The organism is Pseudomonas sp. CLCA07 (assembly GCF_053615335.1).
In genome coordinates this window covers 3,780,333-3,796,860 of record NZ_CM132131.1, presented here as the reverse complement: position 1 = coordinate 3,796,860, position 16,528 = coordinate 3,780,333, and the positions used below count along the sequence as shown (strand labels likewise).

The window sequence follows — 16,528 nt, the reverse complement described above, 5'->3', positions numbered from 1 at the left end:
CCTTCGCTGGCAAGCCAGCTCCTACAGGTTTTGTATTTACAGATCCGAATATTTTTTATCTGCCCAGATGGATTCCAACAATGGACCTGACCCCACGCGAAAAAGACAAGCTGCTGATCTTCACCGCCGGCCTCGTGGCCGAGCGTCGTTTGGCACGCGGCGTGAAACTCAATTACCCGGAAGCCATGGCCTACATCTCCGCTGCGCTGCTCGAAGGCGCGCGGGACGGCCAGACCGTGGCCGACTTGATGCACTTCGGCACGACCTTGCTGACCCGCGAACAAGTCATGGAAGGGATCGCGGAAATGATCCCGGAGATCCAGGTTGAAGCGACGTTCCCCGACGGCACCAAACTGGTCACCGTCCACCAACCTATCGCCTGAGGCCCCGCCATGACTTACCACATTCGCGAAGCGGTACTGGCCGACCTGCCGGCGATCCGCGACATCTACAACGACGCCGTGCTCAACACCACGGCAATCTGGAACGAACAAGCCGTAGACCTCGGCAACCGCCAGGCCTGGTTCAGTGCCCGGCAAGCTCAGGGCTACCCGATTCTGGTGATCGTCGACGCTGACGACAGTGTGCTGGGTTACGCGTCCTTCGGTGACTGGCGGCCGTTCGATGGCTTTCGCCACACCGTTGAGCACTCGGTGTATGTGCGCAGCGACCAGCGTGGCAATGGACTCGGCCCGCAACTGATGACGGCGCTGATCGAACGCGCCAAAGGCTGCGACAAACACGTGATGGTCGCGGCCATCGAAAGCGGTAACGCGGCCTCTATTCGTCTACATGAACGCGCCGGTTTCATCACCACCGGGCAAATGCCCCAGGTGGGCACCAAGTTCGGTCGCTGGCTGGACCTGACCTTCATGCAACTGACCCTCAATCCTGGCGCGGAGCCGCCAATCGCCCGCAAGGAGTAACTCCGGATGAACGCCGCCCAGCTACGCCGCGTCAATGTTGAAAGCTTTGCACACTACCGTCAGGGCTTGATTGATCTGCTGCTCGACGCAGTCGGTTATGGCGCCAGCGTCGGGTTCATGGCTGATCTTGATGCCACCCAGGCCCGCGCCTATTTCGATGACGTTCAGGAGAACCTGAACAAGGGCAACGTGTTGCTGTGGGTGGTGGTCAAGGACGAACAAGTGCAGGCCAGCGTACAACTGACCCTGTGCCAGAAAGCCAATGGCCTGAACCGCGCCGAAGTGCAAAAACTCCTGGTTCGCGAACACGCACGTCGGCGGGGGCTGGGCCAACAGTTGATGAGCGCTTTGGAACAGGCCGCTCTCCAGCACAAGCGCGGCATGCTCTACCTCGACACCGAGGCGGGTTCACCCGCTGAAGATTTCTACAAGGCGCTGGGTTACACCCGGGCGGGGGAAATCCCCGACTACGCCTGCGACCCGAGCGGCCGCTACAAACCGACTGCGCTCTACTACAAAATTCTGCAAGGAGCCCACTGATGATTCCCGGTGAATACCAGATCCAGCCCGGCGATATCGAACTCAACGTAGGCCGCCGCACGGTCAGCCTGAAAGTGGCCAACTGCGGCGACCGGCCGATTCAGGTCGGCTCGCATTACCACTTTTTTGAAACCAATGACGCCCTGACTTTCGACCGCGCCGCCAGCCGCGGCATGCGCCTGAACATCCCCGCCGGCACCGCCGTGCGCTTTGAACCGGGGCAGAGTCGTGAGGTCGAGTTGGTGGATCTGGCCGGGCATCGCCGGGTGTTCGGGTTTGCCGGGCGGATCATGGGTGACCTTTAAGTTTTGTGGCGTCTGAACCGGCCCCTTCGCTGGCGAGCCAGCTCCTACAGGAGATCGCATGTGGATGCGATTCCCCTGTAGGAGCTGGCTTGCCAGCGAAAGCGAGCTACGCGAGCGGTCTCAAACCCAATTGAATCCCAAGGCAAGCACATGAAAATCTCAAGACAAGCCTACGCCGACATGTTCGGCCCCACCGTCGGCGACAAGGTTCGCCTGGCCGACACCGAGCTGTGGATCGAAGTCGAAAAAGACTTCACCACTTACGGCGAAGAAGTGAAATTCGGCGGCGGCAAAGTCATCCGCGATGGTCAGGGCCAGAGCCAACTGTTGGCCGCCGAGGTCGTCGACACCGTGATCACCAACGCGCTGATCATCGACCACTGGGGCATCGTCAAAGCCGACGTCGGCCTCAAGGACGGCCGCGTCGCCGGCATCGGCAAGGCCGGCAACCCGGACGTGCAGCCGAACGTGACCATCGCCATCGGCGCCAGCACCGAAGTCATCGCTGGCGAAGGCATGATCCTCACCGCTGGCGGCATCGACACGCACATCCACTTCATCTGCCCGCAGCAGATCGAAGAAGCGTTGATGAGCGGCGTCACCACCATGATCGGCGGCGGCACGGGACCGGCCACCGGCACCAATGCCACCACCTGCACGTCTGGGCCATGGCATCTGGCGCGCATGCTACAGGCGGCCGACGCGTTCCCGATGAACATCGGCCTCACCGGCAAAGGCAACGCCAGCCTGCCGGAGCCGTTGATCGAGCAGGTCAAGGCCGGCGCCATCGGCCTCAAGCTGCACGAAGACTGGGGCACCACTCCTGCGAGTATCGACAACTGCCTGAGCGTCGCCGACCAGTACGACGTGCAGGTGGCGATCCACACGGACACGCTCAACGAATCCGGTTTCGTCGAAACCACCCTCGCCGCCTTCAAGGGCCGCACCATCCACACCTACCACACCGAAGGCGCGGGCGGCGGTCATGCGCCGGACATCATCAAGGCCTGCGGCTTTACCAACGTGCTGCCGAGTTCCACCAACCCGACCCGCCCATTCACCCGCAACACCATCGACGAACACCTCGACATGCTGATGGTCTGCCACCACCTGGACCCGAGCATTGCCGAAGACGTGGCCTTCGCCGAAAGCCGCATCCGCCGCGAGACGATTGCCGCCGAAGACATCCTGCACGACCTCGGCGCGTTCTCGATGATCAGCTCCGACAGCCAGGCCATGGGCCGCGTCGGTGAAGTCATCACCCGCACCTGGCAGACCGCCGACAAGATGAAAAAACAGCGTGGCCCACTGCCCGGTGATGGCGAAGACAACGATAACTTCCGCGCCAAACGCTACATCGCCAAGTACACGATCAACCCGGCAATCACCCATGGCATCAGCCATGAAGTGGGTTCGATCGAAGTCGGCAAATGGGCCGATCTGGTGCTGTGGCGCCCGGCGTTTTTTGGGGTCAAACCGACGCTAATCCTCAAGGGCGGTGCCATCGCGGCCAGCCTGATGGGCGATGCCAACGCCTCGATCCCGACACCGCAACCGGTGCACTACCGGCCGATGTTCGCCAGCTACGGCGGCTCGCTGCATGCCACCAGCCTGACCTTTATCAGCCAGGCCGCTTCGGACGCCGGGCTGCCCGAAGCCTTGGGCCTGAAGAAGAAAATCGCGGTGGTGAAAGGTTGCCGTGAGGTGCAGAAAACCGACCTGATCCATAACGATTACCTGCCGAACATTGATGTCGATCCGCAGACGTATCAGGTCAAGGCCGACGGTGTGTTGCTCTGGTGTGAACCGGCAGATGTGTTGCCAATGGCGCAGCGCTACTTCCTGTTTTGATCGCTTGAGCGGCACAAAAAAGGCCTGGATGCTTGCGCAGATCCAGGCCTTTGTTCATCGGTTAGCAGCGTTTGTTTAGATCGGGTGTTTGACCAACTCCTCGCGAGAGAACTTCTCGATCAGCACAGCTTCCTCAATCTGCAACTGAGCATCCAGGTCAGCGGATTGCACTTTGAATTGCGCCTCTGATAATTCGCCTGCCTGCTGGCGATCACGCAGACTGGCCAGGCGAGCCTGATAGGGTTCGCGCTGTGCTTCAAACCGCGCCCGGTACTTGTTGGTGACGAAGTCTTTCCAGAAGTCTTTTGCTACCAGCGACTGAAACTCTTCAGGCGAACCGTCCAGCGCCACCACCTTGGCGCAGGCCTGATCAAGCATCGCGGGGGTGACTTTGCCCATGTGGACGAAACGGACTTGTCGAGGCTGCCCCGGTAATTCGAGCCGGTCCTTGAGCCCGTAGCGATAGGCGAGTTTGATCTCGACCTCTTCCAGAAATCTGAGCTGCTGTGTCTTGAGGCCTGCCGATAAACCCGGCGTGTTATTGATTGCGATTTTGCGGTGCTCGATATCGGCCAGCGCGATTTTCTCGAGCTCGTCCAGCCGGAACAAGCCTCTGGACAGTTTCAGCAGGGCTGCACTCTGCTCGCCGTCCATGGCCAGCGTCCGCGCCCGGTACACCAGCGCCATGATTTCCAGGTTGCTGAATGACAACGCGGCACGATCACAACAGGCAGGCCTGCCGGCCCACTCGAACATCTCCTGACGTAACGCCACTGACTCGGGGTTGACCTCGGTGAGGGTGTCGATGACCTCCCATACGCGTCGCTGAAGGTCAGCATGGCCGGCGCCGGCATTCTCGAGATCGTTGAGCACGTGGAAAAACCCTTGGGACCCCTCCTGTGCGGACAGTGATTGCCATTGCACCTGCCTGTCCGGAATCTGGTCAGCGGGCAGGTCTTTGAGCCAGCGCTGAAGCGAGGTCAGTTCCCGACCTCCCACTGTCGCGCGTTCGGCTGGGGCTTGATACTCAAAGACTCTCGGTCGCATGGCACCCTCCCCATCCAGACCCTCACGCTCAAGTCGACTCCAATAATCGCGCAATTGTTGCTGGGCGACCTCGGACAGCGGGTTGCCGCCGATATGGATGAGGTTGTTGCGGCGCGCCACCCGTGCCAGCTGTTCAGCAGGCGGTGCGATAACCGCCTCCGGGATCGTCGTGATCCGGTTGTTTCTCAAATCGACGACATCCAGCAAAGGCTGTGCCTCCAGCCCCTCCGGCCACGTTTCAATATCGATCGAATTCAGGCCGAGCGAACGCAAGTCCGTAATTTGAGTGAAGTCCGGCGCCATGCCCAACGGATTTCGCCCCAGGTTGATCGCCCTGAGGGTTGTCCGTCGCGAAAGGATCCCCGCCGTTTCCGGCGTCAGGCGAATACGGTTGCGCTGCAAAAACAAACGCGTCAATCCGTGCATGTCGTCCAGCGCCGGTGGTATCGCCGTCAGCTGGTTGTTCGACAGGTCCAGCCAGCGCACGCCTTTGAAATGCGCCAGAAAACCCTCCGGCGAAACGCTCAGGCCCATGTTGTTGAGTTTTAGCGAACCCACATGACTGAAATCGGCCTCAAGGTCCGGCACGCTGTCGAGCGTCTGGCCACTCAAGTCGAGCTCAAAACCGATCGGGCTACCGTCGGCCGCGTTCCTTTGCGGGGATTGCCGCCGCCAGCATTCTCGAATACGGTCTGCGGCGGTGTAACGCTCTGCCCGCTCAGACAAACCAGCGGCCATCTGCCCCGCCCGAATATAGCGCGAACGTGCGCCGCCCCCGGAAAACGCCCAGGCCGACAGCTGCTGATTCAACGTTTCGTACTCACGCTCGAGGCGAGCCAGCTCGGTCTGGGCCGCGAGCCCGTGGGTTTGCAGAAATTCCTCAACATCGAATTCGTCGAAGCCGGGGTACAGCTGGCGAACCCTGGTGCTCATTGTGTCCTGAACTTTGAAGGCATCCGGCAGGCTTCCCTCCAGGAGCTCAGGCCTTAGCACTTGCAGACGATCCCGATAGTCCTTGAGCTGCTGCCAGCCCTGACGAGTAAACGGGTTGCCCTCAAGAAGGGTGACGCGATTCACCCTGGCGTTTGCTTCAAGATGATCATCCGCCGTAGAGAGCATCTCTTGGGGCAGTTCGGTCAGGTGGTTCTCGCGCAAGTCCAGCACTTGCAAATCGGGCAGATTCTCCATGCCCAAGGGCCATTGGTCGATGCCCGTGCCGCTGAGGTTGATGTTTTTCAATCGAGTCATGGTGCTGAAGTCAGGTGCGATACCCAGCGGGGTTTTCAACAAGTCGAGCGTCTCAAGCGCACTCAATTTCCCGAGCACGGCAGCCGTGTGTTCATTCCATCGAACCCTGCTGCCTCTGAGGCTCAAGCGGGTCAGACCTTGCATTTCACCGACTGTCTCGGGCAATTCGCTGAGCCGGGACATGCCCTCCAGACTCAACGCCTTGAGTTCGGTGAACCCCTTGAGAAACGCATTGAGGTTACGCACACCTGTACCGGTCAGCGCGAGCGTCTCGACATGCTCGAATCGGGCACTCAAGGACGGCAGCTCAACGGTCGAGTCTATCCTCAGTGTCGAGCCAGTCTGCCGACGCCAGCAGCGGGTGATATTGCTGGCTATCTGGCGCTCACGCGCACCCGGGAACCGCCCAGCTACAGCGGGGCTGCGCTCTGCCGTGACGCGGGACTGAACCCAGGTATCCAACTCTTTTTTGAGGGTTGTGCACTCGGCTTCACGTCGAGTCAATCCACCACGAACGTCGTCGCCCAATGAGCGCAGGACGGATTCGACCTCGGCCTCACTGAAGTCCGGATAGAGCTTGAGCACCCGCGCACGCGGCGTGCGGAAAAAACTGGCCATCTGCTGCCCCGACGGCAACGGGCCAACGCCACCAAGCAACTTCATGCCTGGCTCGACACTTGGCTTGAGCACTCGGTGCTTCTGAAGCACCGCCCGCAACTGATCTCGCGGCAACGGCGAATGTTGCACCGTCATTTTCAATCGTTCGGCCTCTTGCAGCGTGAAGCCCAATGCCTGGCGTTCCTCTGCCGTCAGGGCCTGCAATACAGACGAATAGAGGCTTGCAGAAGTCGATTGAGCAAACCGGGTGTTCGCATCAACCGCCATCACCGCTCGGACCGGACTCTGCACAGGACCGATTGCGTCCAATAATTTCCCTTGTGCCCCGTACTCGCGCAGCTCGAAATGCGCGTCCTTCGGCCAGCCAGGCAGCGCTTCAAGACTGTGCAGGGCCAACCGTTCGCTGTCGATGCTGGAGGAGGACTCGATATAGAGGCCTTCATAGGCATGAGCCACACGCAGCTCCTGCCGGGCCCGTTCGGCCTGCTCGTAAAGGCGCTGAGGCAAGGGTCCGGGTTTGTCCAGGGCCAGCCGTTCTGCCTGAGTCGCGCCTTGCAGTATCTCTTGCACAACGACGCTGGGCAGCTGCGGGAAAAACACCTTTAGTCGCGCCTTTAAACCCTGGGCGTTGGCATCCTGTTCTCGATACAGAGACTCGAACAATGAGTATTTCCTGTTCTGCACGGCGCGTGAGATTTCCTTGCGCAACTCAGCGGCGCGTTGTTCCAGCGTCAAATCCGCTGTTCCCGGAACACGTACGATATCGACCCGTTGCGCTTTGAACAGGTCCAGCAGCGACGTGAGCACCGTGCCGTTCGCCACTTCGCGATCACTCACGACGAACGTCAACCGGCGTGATTGCCCGGCGCCTGTTACCGGGTCTTCCCAGATAGTTTTTGCCTTGCTGTCCAGGACTTTGATCGAGGGTGTAGCGGGCAACAACTCCTGACTGCGCATGAGCCTGAATTGCAGGCGTAGATCAGCCTTGGCGTAAACCTCAGGGTCATCGCTGCCGATCTGTTCCCCGAAGCTTTCAATGTCCCGGTCGATTCGAAAACGCGTGAGGGTGTCGGACAGCTGCGCCCCTGGTGGCTGTTGTTCGACATGCAGGCGACGCAGCTGATCGTGCTCAACGCCACTGGCGATGCGCACCTGCTCCAGTTGCGCATCCGTGAAGACCTGCGTGCGATAGCCCAACCGCCGCATCAGGACCGAACCGTCCCAGCTCAAGGGTTCTTCACCTTCGTGGCTCCATGCGCCCGCACCGTTATGGTCCAGGTGCGGTGCATAGGCCTCGGGCCGGCGCGGGTGCTGGATGCAATATTCACCGCTGGCGGGATCTTGCCTGACCAAAAAGCGCGCCTCATCGAGCGGCAGAATGACCTGGCCGTTGACCGAGTGCAGCCCCAGTCCGTCAGGCTGCGAATCCGCCGGTAACGTAATGGCAGACTTGTAAGGGCCAAGGTCCGGTTTCCACAGCCGTTCTTGCCCTGTGGGCAGCGTGACCGGTTTCAACTCCTCGACCACGGGTTCGGGCTTCACCGCTGCCAGTTTGCCCAGGCCTTTTCCCGCCCCGTGCAGCACGGCAATCAGCGCGAGGTTTTCCGCCACGTCGGTCAGGTGAGCCCAGGCGGCCTTGCGATCACCTTCGCTCCACTCAATGACCCCTTCGAATGTCTCGTACAGCATCTGGCCGGCCATTACCCCCATCATCACCTCACCCAGCACCGGTACGAACATCGAGGCGACGTTCAATACCAGCATGCCGACTTCAAGCAAATGGGCGATTTTTTCCGCTCGGACCCTGGCATCGACATCGGCAGAGGGAACTGCGTGACTGCGGGCATCGGCAATTATTCTGTCTCGATGTTTTGTGTAGGTATCCTCCCAGAGATCGATATTCGGAGCCCATAATCCCCGCGGCGTTCTGCCCGTTACATGCAGATAGGGATCGTCGATCGGCACTTGCCGGCCCGGCGGCCTGGGAGGCAGCTCATTGGGTTTGGTAAAGACCGAAACCGGGTTGAGCACTTCAAATATTGCCCCAAAGGGAGAACGCAGAATTGCCAGAGGGTCACGCGGTGAATCGGCTGATGGCTGCGTGAACTGACTGAAGTAATACGGTCGATCGGCATAGGCGACGAACCGGCTGAAAAAGCGTTGATAAGCCGTCGGGCCGCCATCGCCGGACAGTGAAGCGTCTGCGGCCATGAAACGGCGTTTGAGGGATGCCTCCATCTCGCGGCTGTTGTAGCGCTTTAACGGATGTTCCGGATCATGGGGAATGTAGAGAATGACTTCATCGGTGTATCGATACTTCTCGCTGATCACAAACAAGATGCAGCCGGTCATGGTGCACTTCATCAGCCCCATGTCGCGAAACCAGACTTGCTTGTTGCCCATTCGAGGATTGATTTCTCCATCAATGACCGAAAGGATCATCGAGTAATCCTTCGGTTCGATGTCCTTCTTCAGCAAGGCGAGCTCGGCAGCCGCGCGCATCGCATCCTTTTGACTGTTCACAAACCGCTTGCGCAGCACGGCTTCGGCCACGGGATCCGACGGTTGCAAAAAGTCCTTCAGGTACGCCTGATACTTCGCACCGATGTCCAGCTCCCGACACAGCTTCAGGTACTGCATCACCGTCAAGGCAGTAGTCACCTTGCTGAACTGGCCCGGGTTCGATTCGACAACAAAGCCTGAGGAAGAATGAAAGTGCGCGGGAGCACACTCCTGCTCTTCGAAGTTGTGCAACGCGGCTTGCAGCATAGGCAATTTCAACACCTCGAAGGTGCCGACCTCTATGTCGAAAATGCCCAACTCCAAGGGCTTTATCAGTTGCAGGAAAGTTTTTTTGACGTCCAACTCAACGGCGAACTGATCCTTGAGCGCCTTGACCAGTAACGGCTGCGCAAAAGCATCAATGTCCTGCAGGCGCGACATGGTTTTATCCAGCAGGTTCTGCGACGTCACACTCGCCACAAAACTCGCGTTCAAGGCCTGACGCTGCGCCTGCGATGCCGCCAGATACCAGTCGGGAAGAATCAGCGGAGCGTTTTTCAGCGCCTCTCGCCGTTCGGACGAAGCATTCACCAGCCAGGCCGGAATGGCATTGGCGATGAATTCGGCGTGAGCACTTTGTAGCTCGGCAGCGGGTGATTGCGCTGCATTGTTGTCGTTGCTTTCGTGTTTGTTTCGCAAGGTACATATCCTTATGTACGAGGTAATAGGCGGGCACGAAAACCGTCGGTTTTCGTGCCGTAGTCAACATCCAGGTCGATTCAGGTTTCCAGAGTGAGAGGGGTTTCGACCCGCTGCAGTTTTGCCCGGTCCATCGCTTGCCGGGTCAGCGTCTTAAGCAATGTTTGCGTCTGGGCATTGAGCCGGCTCATTTCGCTTTCATACTCTTCGGCGCTCATGACACGTCCCGGGGCGAACTCGCTTTCCGGTAGGCCAAGCTCGGCGGCGAGTACCCGGATCTCTTCTTTTAATTGCGCTTTTTCCGGCAAGGAAAGTGATGGGGTTGCCCGTTTTTCCAGCGCCATGTAAAAATCGGTGGTCGCATCGATACGGCGCCGGATGGCTTTGAATGCACGACGGTTGGAGCCCTGGATATAAGAAGCCCAGAACGGCTGTTCGCTGATCGAATCACGCAGCAGCTCCCCGGCCTCCAGATCCAGCACACGCTGGCAAGCTGCTTCGATCATCTCTGGCGTGACCGCGGCGATTGCTCTGAACTGCATTTTTCGAGACTGCCAAGGCAGTTCCAGTAGGTCGGCCAGGTCCGTCATGTACGCCAGGTGCACCTCGACTTCATCAATGGTGCCCGTGACTTCACCCGTCGCATTGACACGCCTGAACTGCTCGCCCTGGCTCGTTCGCTCACCAATGACCCTGTGGGCGATTTTGCTCAGTTCATCCAGACGGGATTTTCCCTGCGCCAGCTGCACCAGCTCGGCTTCAACCAGATTCGGACTCGTCAGTTCATAGGCTTCGTGGATCAGCACTTCCACACCCATGGCATTGAACAGTTGAGCCCCGCCATCGACACACTGCGTAGGCGCCGTGGACATCGTAAACAGTTTTTCTCGCAGCACAGTGTCCTTGGCCATGGCGTCGAGCATGCGCCAGACCTTGGCGGTCATGTCCACTCGAAAGGCGATGTCGTGTTTGAAGTGATACGACTCGGTCAGTTTGCGGATCTCGTTGAAAAACGGCACTGAACCGAACTCATCTTCAACCTCATTCCATATCTGCTGCCGGGCGACCCACTCAGGTCGAGTCAGCCCTTGCTCCCAATCGAGGCTATCGCGTACGCCACGGGGCGGATAAGGTCGATCAGGGTCCATACCCACGGACTGAATGTATTCGCGCAGCGTTTGTAGATTGGCCTCCGGTAACCACCGCGGATTGCGACTCAACACCGTGCGCGCCAACAGTTCCGCGTCGACGCTGCCACGCGCAACCGAAGGGACCTCGAGGATCCGGTTGTATTGAATATCCAGATAAAAATGCCGGAACCTGGGCAGCGAAAACAATCCGACGGGCCAGGTGAAAATGCCCGTATCAGTCAACAGCAGCGTATGCAGCATGGGCATGCGGCCGATATCGGGGACGCGTCCCAAAGGGTTGCCCATCAGGTCCAGGCTTTCCAGGCGCACAAGCCCGCCCAGATCGGCCACCGACGGTGCATCCAGCACGATTCGATTGCCACGCAAATTCAACTCCGTCAGCCCGCGCATCCGGCCCACCACGCGAGGAAACTGCGTGAGCAGGTTGCCGTTGAGGTTCAGGTGGCGAAGCCTGGGAAAGTGATCGAGCAGCGACACCTGAGCATCGGCCAATTCGGTGCTCATCAGATTCAGGTGGGTGACATGTCCGAAATCCCCCTCCAGGGCAGGCATCGTCGCCAAATGCCTTCCCAATGACATACCGTTCAGGTCCAGTGTTATTCCGTGCACATTGCCGAAGACATCCACATCCCTTGGCCCGGTGTGCTGCCAGCATTGCCTGATCGCGTTGTATAAGGCGTTTCTTGACTGCCATTCGGCTCTTCCTGCGGCGCTGAACCTGAAAGTGTCGGTGGGTGAATTCAGCCAGCGCTGGAAGTTGGCGTTGAGTCGATTGAACTGCGACTCAAGTTCACTGGCCCGCTGCTGCGGGCTGCCTTCGCGACCGGCGCCCTCCAGATAGACCCGGGCCTCGGCGTCTGTCCAGCCGGGACGCACACTCCTGACCCGTTCCAGCGGGGTCAATTGTCCTGTGAGGCGTTGAAGGCCTTGCGCAGCACCGGGCATGCCACCGCGTAGTTTCATCGTTTGGGGGGCATAAAACGGCTTGCGAATCGGGTTGTCGGCCAGCATCGGCAGCAACCTGTCCCGCGCCAGTGGTGTCCTTTGAACCGCCTGCCTGAGTGCGTCTCCTTGATTGATCTCATAACCGAGCGCGTTACGTTGCGCGTCGGGCAGCGCATGCAGCACCGAAGCAAACAGATTGTCGGCACCATGCAGATGATGATCGGCAGCGTCCCGCGCTTGATAGTCACCGTCGCCACTCACCAGCACTTTTCGCACGCTTGCGTGTTGCGGGCCAATGCTGTCTCGCAGGGGACCTGTGAATGAATGCTCACGGATTTCGATGCGCACATCGCCAGGCCAGTTCGGCAATGTTTCCAGGGTGTGCAACGCCAGTCTTTCGGTATCCGCCGTGTGCAGAAACTCAAGGAAAAGCCCTTCATAGGCACGCGTCGTACGCACCTCCAGTAAGGCTGCACGTATCTGTTCCTTGAGCTTCAAGGGAAGACGTTTGTTCTGCGCAACTACACGCAGGTCTTCAGGCGCGGCGGCGGCCAGTAACTCTTCGGCAAGGTTGGCCGGGCAGTGCGAAAAGGCGTCCTGTATCACCCGCACACCGGCATGCTCTGAAAGTTGATGGGCGTTGTAGAGCGCATCGAAACGGGTCTTGCGTTGCAGATAGGTCAACGGGCCTTGCTGTTTTTCGGTTTCAGCCCATGCCTGGAACCGTCGTATCGTATCGACGAGTAACGCCGGTGGTGCGGCGTTTTCCACCTGCAATCTGCGCAGTGCGTTTTCTTCGACACCACTGGCAATTCGGATTTGTTCCAGCGTCGCCTGATCAAAACCGTCGACCATCGGCCCCAGACGTCGCATAAGGTTGGTCTTGTCCCATTCGACAGGGCGGTCGAGTTCGGTCTGCCAGGCACCGACACCGTTGTGTTTCATTTTCGGTTGGTAGGCCGTCGATCTATTCGGGTGCTGCAACCGCGGCTGGCCGGTCTGCGGATCCTCGGTGACCGCGAAGTGCCTGCCCTCCCGTGAAAGAAAGTCCCTGCCATTGTGTCGATGAAGGCCTCGCTCGTTCGCCACCGCCTCCTGGGGCAGGGAAACCGCGTGCTCATAGGGTTTCAGGTCGGGGTTCCAGAGACGGGTAGCCCCATCGGGGAGCTCAACCTTTTTCAGCTGATCGACAAACGACGATGCCTTGACCGGCGTCGGGAGGTGTACAGGCAATACGTGCCCGGCCATCATCAGTGCCAGTTGGGCCGCATTGATCATGACCCCGACCAGCAGACCCGATGCTTCCTCCCGGTCCCCTTTGCTCCAGTCTTCAATGCCCTCCATGGTTTCGAGCAGCATTTGCCCGACCATGATGCCCAGCATGGCTTCGCCCAGCCCCGGCACCAGCAGGGCGCCAAAATTGAACACGTTCCAGCCCAGACTCAAGTAACTGGTCAACCGCGCCCAGCGAGCGGCAGCATCTTCATCATCAGTGGGCACGGCAATTTGTCGCGCGTCGGCGATGGCTTTCTCTCTGCGACAGCCTGAGATATGACGCCAGATATCGCCCGTGACGGGGTTGGTGATCGGCTCCGCATCGGGGTTTTCCGTGGCGGTTTCCCTCCACCACGGGCCCATGTCCAGAGGCTCGCGTTGATGCCAGGTAAAGGTAGTGAGCCGTTCGTTGACTCGCGAGAAGAAACGGCCTTTGTCTTTTTGCGCCACGAACCGGCTGAAAAACTGTTGATAGGCCGGCGAACGCAACTGGCTGACCAGCGCCTTCATGAAATCAGTGAACGATGCATATTCCTTGAGCGGGTGCTCAGGGTCGTCCGGTACATAGGCGATCAATGTGCCGTCCAGACGATTTTGCTGGTAGATATCATCCCGACGAAGCATCTCATCAAACACGCCATTGGGGCCGTTGGCGAAAAACGCCTCGAGCAGCTTGAACTGCTCAAACTCCTGGCCCGGCAATATCGACAGGCGCTGAGACCAGTCCGTCAACAATCGCTGGTGCGCCGGAATCAGACTGTCATAGGTTCTTTTAACCAGCGAGGGGTCCGCCACCGCACTGAACAATACAATGCCGGTCAGCTTGAATCCCATGAGTGACAAGCGATGACATTGCAGCGGTCGACTGCCCAACATGATGTTGCTTTTACGATCCCGCACGTCCTGCAACTTGCCATATGAATAGTAAGAAATGTCGTTCTTTAAATACGCAATGAGTGCTGATTCATTGAAAGCCGCTATTTCGCAGGCGACGGCATGCTGTTCAAGCGTTGTCCTGATATCAACGGTTGCTGGCTTGAGCTGTTCGGTGATGTGTTTCTGATACTGTGCGCCGATATCCAGCGTCCGGCACAGGACAGCAAACCGCTCGACTGTCAGCGCCTGGCGTTGCAATTCCCCCGCGGCATCCTTGGTGAAAATACCGGAGCCATCGCGAAAGGCGCCAGCCTGTGTTTCCGGCTCTTCAAAGTTGTGCAGAGCCGCCTCCAGCAACGTGTGTTGTCTGAATCGACTGGCGTGAGTATCGATGCCAAATGTCAGTGTGGCGGGAACATAAAGCCGCACTAACGTTGTATTAACGTCCAGTTCAAGATCCAGCTGATCTTTCAGGGCTTGAACAAGTAACGGTTGCGCAAACGCCTTGATGTCCTGTTGCAAATCATTGAGTGTCTTTTCCAAAGGGCCCTGCAATCGCCAGCGCTCATCGATAAGCCCTTTCAAGTACTGGCGATCCATGGCGCGCGCACGGCCATACCACTCGGGAACAGCCGGGCTCTGGTTGACGAATGATTCAAGCCTGTCAGCCGGCACGGTCTTTATAAACGCCGGGACTTTTTGTGTGAGGTATTCCAGATAGATGTTCTCCCCCTCATCGGACACCGCTGGCGATGTTTCCAATACAGTTCCTTCTGATGACGCTTCCATTTCGAAAAAATCCCTATGCGACGACAAGAGCAACCAGCTTATGCAACGACGAAAAAAACAAAAGATTAAATAACTGCTGACAAACCGCTTGAAAACAGCGACTCACATTCAACTTTAAAACCTGAAAAATAATTAATTACCACCCTGACCGTCTCGCCCTCTGAACCTGCGCGTGAACGGTAGTATTGGGCCGCCGTCAAAAAGACTAAGCTGCCCAGACCTTCAGTCAGGAAACCGGCCATGCGCTTATCCGAATTCATCAGGCAACACGTGGACCGTATCGTCGATGAATGGGAGCAGTTCGCCAGAACCATTACGCCGGCGGCTGAAAATATGGATCGTGCGGCCTTGCGTGATCACGCCAAGGCAATCCTGTTAGCGGCAGCGCGGGACATGACCACTGCGCAAACCGCCGACGAACAGAGCGCCAAGGCCAAGGGGGAAGGGCCGGAGAAAACGCCAAGCCTGGACGAGGCCGGCGCCAGCCATGGTGAACTGCGCCATACCGTGGGCTTCGATCTGGTGCAGATGACAAGCGAATTCCGCCACCTGCGAGCCTGTGTGATTCGCTTGTGGGTCAACAGCCTGGAATCACCGGACCTGACCTACTTCCAGGACATGATCCGCTTCAACGAAGCCATCGACGAAGCCCTTGCCGAATCCACTGCGGCCTATGCCGAGCGGGTCAATCACTCACGGGACATCTTTCTCGCAATCCTCGGGCATGACCTGCGGGCCCCGCTGCAAGCGGTGAGCATGTCTACCGAACTGTTACTGCGCAAAGCCGCGCTTGAAGGCGATGCACTGACCTGCGCGATCAACATAAAGCGTGGCGCACGACACATGGCGGTGATGGTCAGCGATTTGCTGGAGCTGGTGCGCAGTCGTTTGGGCAAGAACCTGCCCATTGAACCGGCACCCATGGACCTGGCGGATGCAGCCCATGCCGCGATTGCCGTAGCCTGCGCCGGTAACCCGGAGTGCGATCCAACGGTGAACGTCGTGGGCGATACCCGAGGCGTCTGGGATGCAGGACGACTTGATCAGCTGCTACAGAACCTGATTGGCAATGCGTTGCAGCACGGTTTAAACAAACAGGATGTCAACGTCACCGTGAGCGGCGAGCCGGACGCGGTTCGCCTGACGGTGCACAACTTTGGCGTTCCGATTCCCGAGGATGCCATCGGCACCATCTTCGACCCGCTGGTGCGCAGCGCCGACGAGGAACTCGGCCAGCCAACGACCAGCCTTGGCCTGGGGTTGTTTATCGTCAAGGAAGTGGTGAATGCGCATGGCGGGACGATAGAGGTCAGCTCCAGCGAGGAAGATGGGACGCTGTTTACTGTGGTGTTGCCGAGGAAGATGTGAGAAAGGGAGACCGCGTTACCGTTCTTCGCGAGCAGGCTCGCGAATGCTGCCTCACAAACACCACAAAAACCTCAAACCAACTACTCAACCACCAACCGCCCCAACCGTTGCTTGAGCATCCGGTTCTCGGCCCGCAGTTGCTGCACCTCTTCCAGCAGGTCCAGCGCCAAAGCAACGCCTTCCCATTCCAGTTCCAGGTCGTGCCGTAGCTTGGCGGCGCGCTTGGCCAGCGCCAGTTCGTAATCGTTGAAGCGCCAATCCTTGGGCTGTGTGCCCTGAGGTTCGAGGATGCCGTGTTCGACGATTTCGATCACGTAGACGTCCGACAGGTCGGTCGCCTCACAGAATTCTGCCAGGTCCAGGTGAACGATCAGGGGGTTGCTCATGA

10 protein-coding genes are annotated in these 16,528 nt (G+C 58.7%); 6 read left to right on the top strand and 4 right to left on the bottom strand.

Translation table 11 applies throughout. From position 1 onward, the window contains the following. Nucleotides 1-80: 80 nt before the first annotated feature. The 5 genes from ACWGZX_RS17465 (at nucleotide 81) to ureC (ending at nucleotide 3,622) form a co-directional block, all read left to right on the top strand. Complete coding sequence (locus ACWGZX_RS17465; RefSeq protein ID WP_452624764.1) at nucleotides 81-383, top strand: urease subunit gamma; 303 nt, start codon at nucleotides 81-83, stop codon at nucleotides 381-383. Nucleotides 384-392: 9 nt separating this feature from the next. Further along, entirely contained in the window at nucleotides 393-926 is a 534-nt protein-coding gene (locus ACWGZX_RS17460) for an N-acetyltransferase family protein (protein WP_452624763.1), read from the top strand. 6 nt (nucleotides 927-932) lie between these two features. Beyond that, a complete protein-coding gene (locus ACWGZX_RS17455; protein ID WP_452624762.1) occupies nucleotides 933-1,466 on the top strand; it encodes a GNAT family N-acetyltransferase in 534 nt (177 codons plus the stop codon). Continuing rightward, nucleotides 1,466-1,771 carry an urease subunit beta gene (locus ACWGZX_RS17450; protein WP_452624761.1) on the top strand — a complete coding sequence of 102 codons (306 nt, stop codon included), beginning with the start codon at nucleotides 1,466-1,468 and terminating at the stop codon, nucleotides 1,769-1,771. The genes ACWGZX_RS17455 and ACWGZX_RS17450 overlap by 1 nt, the downstream gene beginning before the upstream one ends. Nucleotides 1,772-1,921: 150 nt before the next feature. After that, nucleotides 1,922-3,622: an urease subunit alpha gene (gene ureC / locus ACWGZX_RS17445; RefSeq protein ID WP_452624760.1), complete on the top strand. Its 1,701-nt coding sequence runs from the start codon at nucleotides 1,922-1,924 to the stop codon at nucleotides 3,620-3,622. 75 nt (nucleotides 3,623-3,697) lie between these two features. Here the strand turns inward: ureC and ACWGZX_RS17440 are convergent, their stop codons facing one another. The 3 genes from ACWGZX_RS17440 to ACWGZX_RS17430 form a co-directional block, all read right to left on the bottom strand. Further along, on the bottom strand, nucleotides 3,698-9,736 hold the full coding sequence (locus ACWGZX_RS17440; RefSeq protein WP_452624759.1) for an NEL-type E3 ubiquitin ligase domain-containing protein: 6,039 nt from the start codon (nucleotides 9,734-9,736) through the stop codon (nucleotides 3,698-3,700). Between the two features lie 80 nt (nucleotides 9,737-9,816). Continuing rightward, nucleotides 9,817-14,772, bottom strand: a complete 4,956-nt coding sequence (locus ACWGZX_RS17435) for an NEL-type E3 ubiquitin ligase domain-containing protein (RefSeq protein ID WP_452624758.1) — start codon at nucleotides 14,770-14,772, stop codon at nucleotides 9,817-9,819. 65 nt (nucleotides 14,773-14,837) lie between these two features. Continuing rightward, entirely contained in the window at nucleotides 14,838-15,014 is a 177-nt protein-coding gene (locus tag ACWGZX_RS17430) for a hypothetical protein (RefSeq protein WP_223515062.1), read from the bottom strand. Here ACWGZX_RS17430 and ACWGZX_RS17425 point away from each other — a divergent pair. Beyond that, nucleotides 15,013-16,140 carry a sensor histidine kinase gene (locus tag ACWGZX_RS17425; protein ID WP_452624757.1) on the top strand — a complete coding sequence of 376 codons (1,128 nt, stop codon included), beginning with the start codon at nucleotides 15,013-15,015 and terminating at the stop codon, nucleotides 16,138-16,140. The genes ACWGZX_RS17430 and ACWGZX_RS17425 overlap by 2 nt on opposite strands. An 80-nt stretch (nucleotides 16,141-16,220) precedes the next feature. On the opposite strand, the gene ACWGZX_RS17420 is transcribed toward ACWGZX_RS17425, so the two are convergent. After that, nucleotides 16,221-16,526 carry a chaperone modulator CbpM gene (locus tag ACWGZX_RS17420; RefSeq protein WP_150779705.1) on the bottom strand — a complete coding sequence of 102 codons (306 nt, stop codon included), beginning with the start codon at nucleotides 16,524-16,526 and terminating at the stop codon, nucleotides 16,221-16,223. Between the last annotated feature and the right edge of the window lie 2 nt (nucleotides 16,527-16,528).

What these genes read in the sequence shown, in the direction of transcription:
- ACWGZX_RS17420 (WP_150779705.1), bottom strand. Translation starts at nt 16,526, where the DNA reads ATGAGCAACCCCCTGATCGTTCACCTGGACCTGGCAGAATTCTGTGAG.
- ACWGZX_RS17450 (WP_452624761.1), top strand. Translation starts at nt 1,466, where the DNA reads ATGATTCCCGGTGAATACCAGATCCAGCCCGGCGATATCGAACTCAAC.
- ACWGZX_RS17425 (WP_452624757.1), top strand. Translation starts at nt 15,013, where the DNA reads ATGCGCTTATCCGAATTCATCAGGCAACACGTGGACCGTATCGTCGAT.
- ACWGZX_RS17435 (WP_452624758.1), bottom strand. Translation starts at nt 14,772, where the DNA reads ATGGAAGCGTCATCAGAAGGAACTGTATTGGAAACATCGCCAGCGGTG.
- ACWGZX_RS17465 (WP_452624764.1), top strand. Translation starts at nt 81, where the DNA reads ATGGACCTGACCCCACGCGAAAAAGACAAGCTGCTGATCTTCACCGCC.
- ACWGZX_RS17455 (WP_452624762.1), top strand. Translation starts at nt 933, where the DNA reads ATGAACGCCGCCCAGCTACGCCGCGTCAATGTTGAAAGCTTTGCACAC.
- ureC (WP_452624760.1), top strand. Translation starts at nt 1,922, where the DNA reads ATGAAAATCTCAAGACAAGCCTACGCCGACATGTTCGGCCCCACCGTC.
- ACWGZX_RS17430 (WP_223515062.1), bottom strand. Translation starts at nt 15,014, where the DNA reads ATGGCCGGTTTCCTGACTGAAGGTCTGGGCAGCTTAGTCTTTTTGACG.
- ACWGZX_RS17460 (WP_452624763.1), top strand. Translation starts at nt 393, where the DNA reads ATGACTTACCACATTCGCGAAGCGGTACTGGCCGACCTGCCGGCGATC.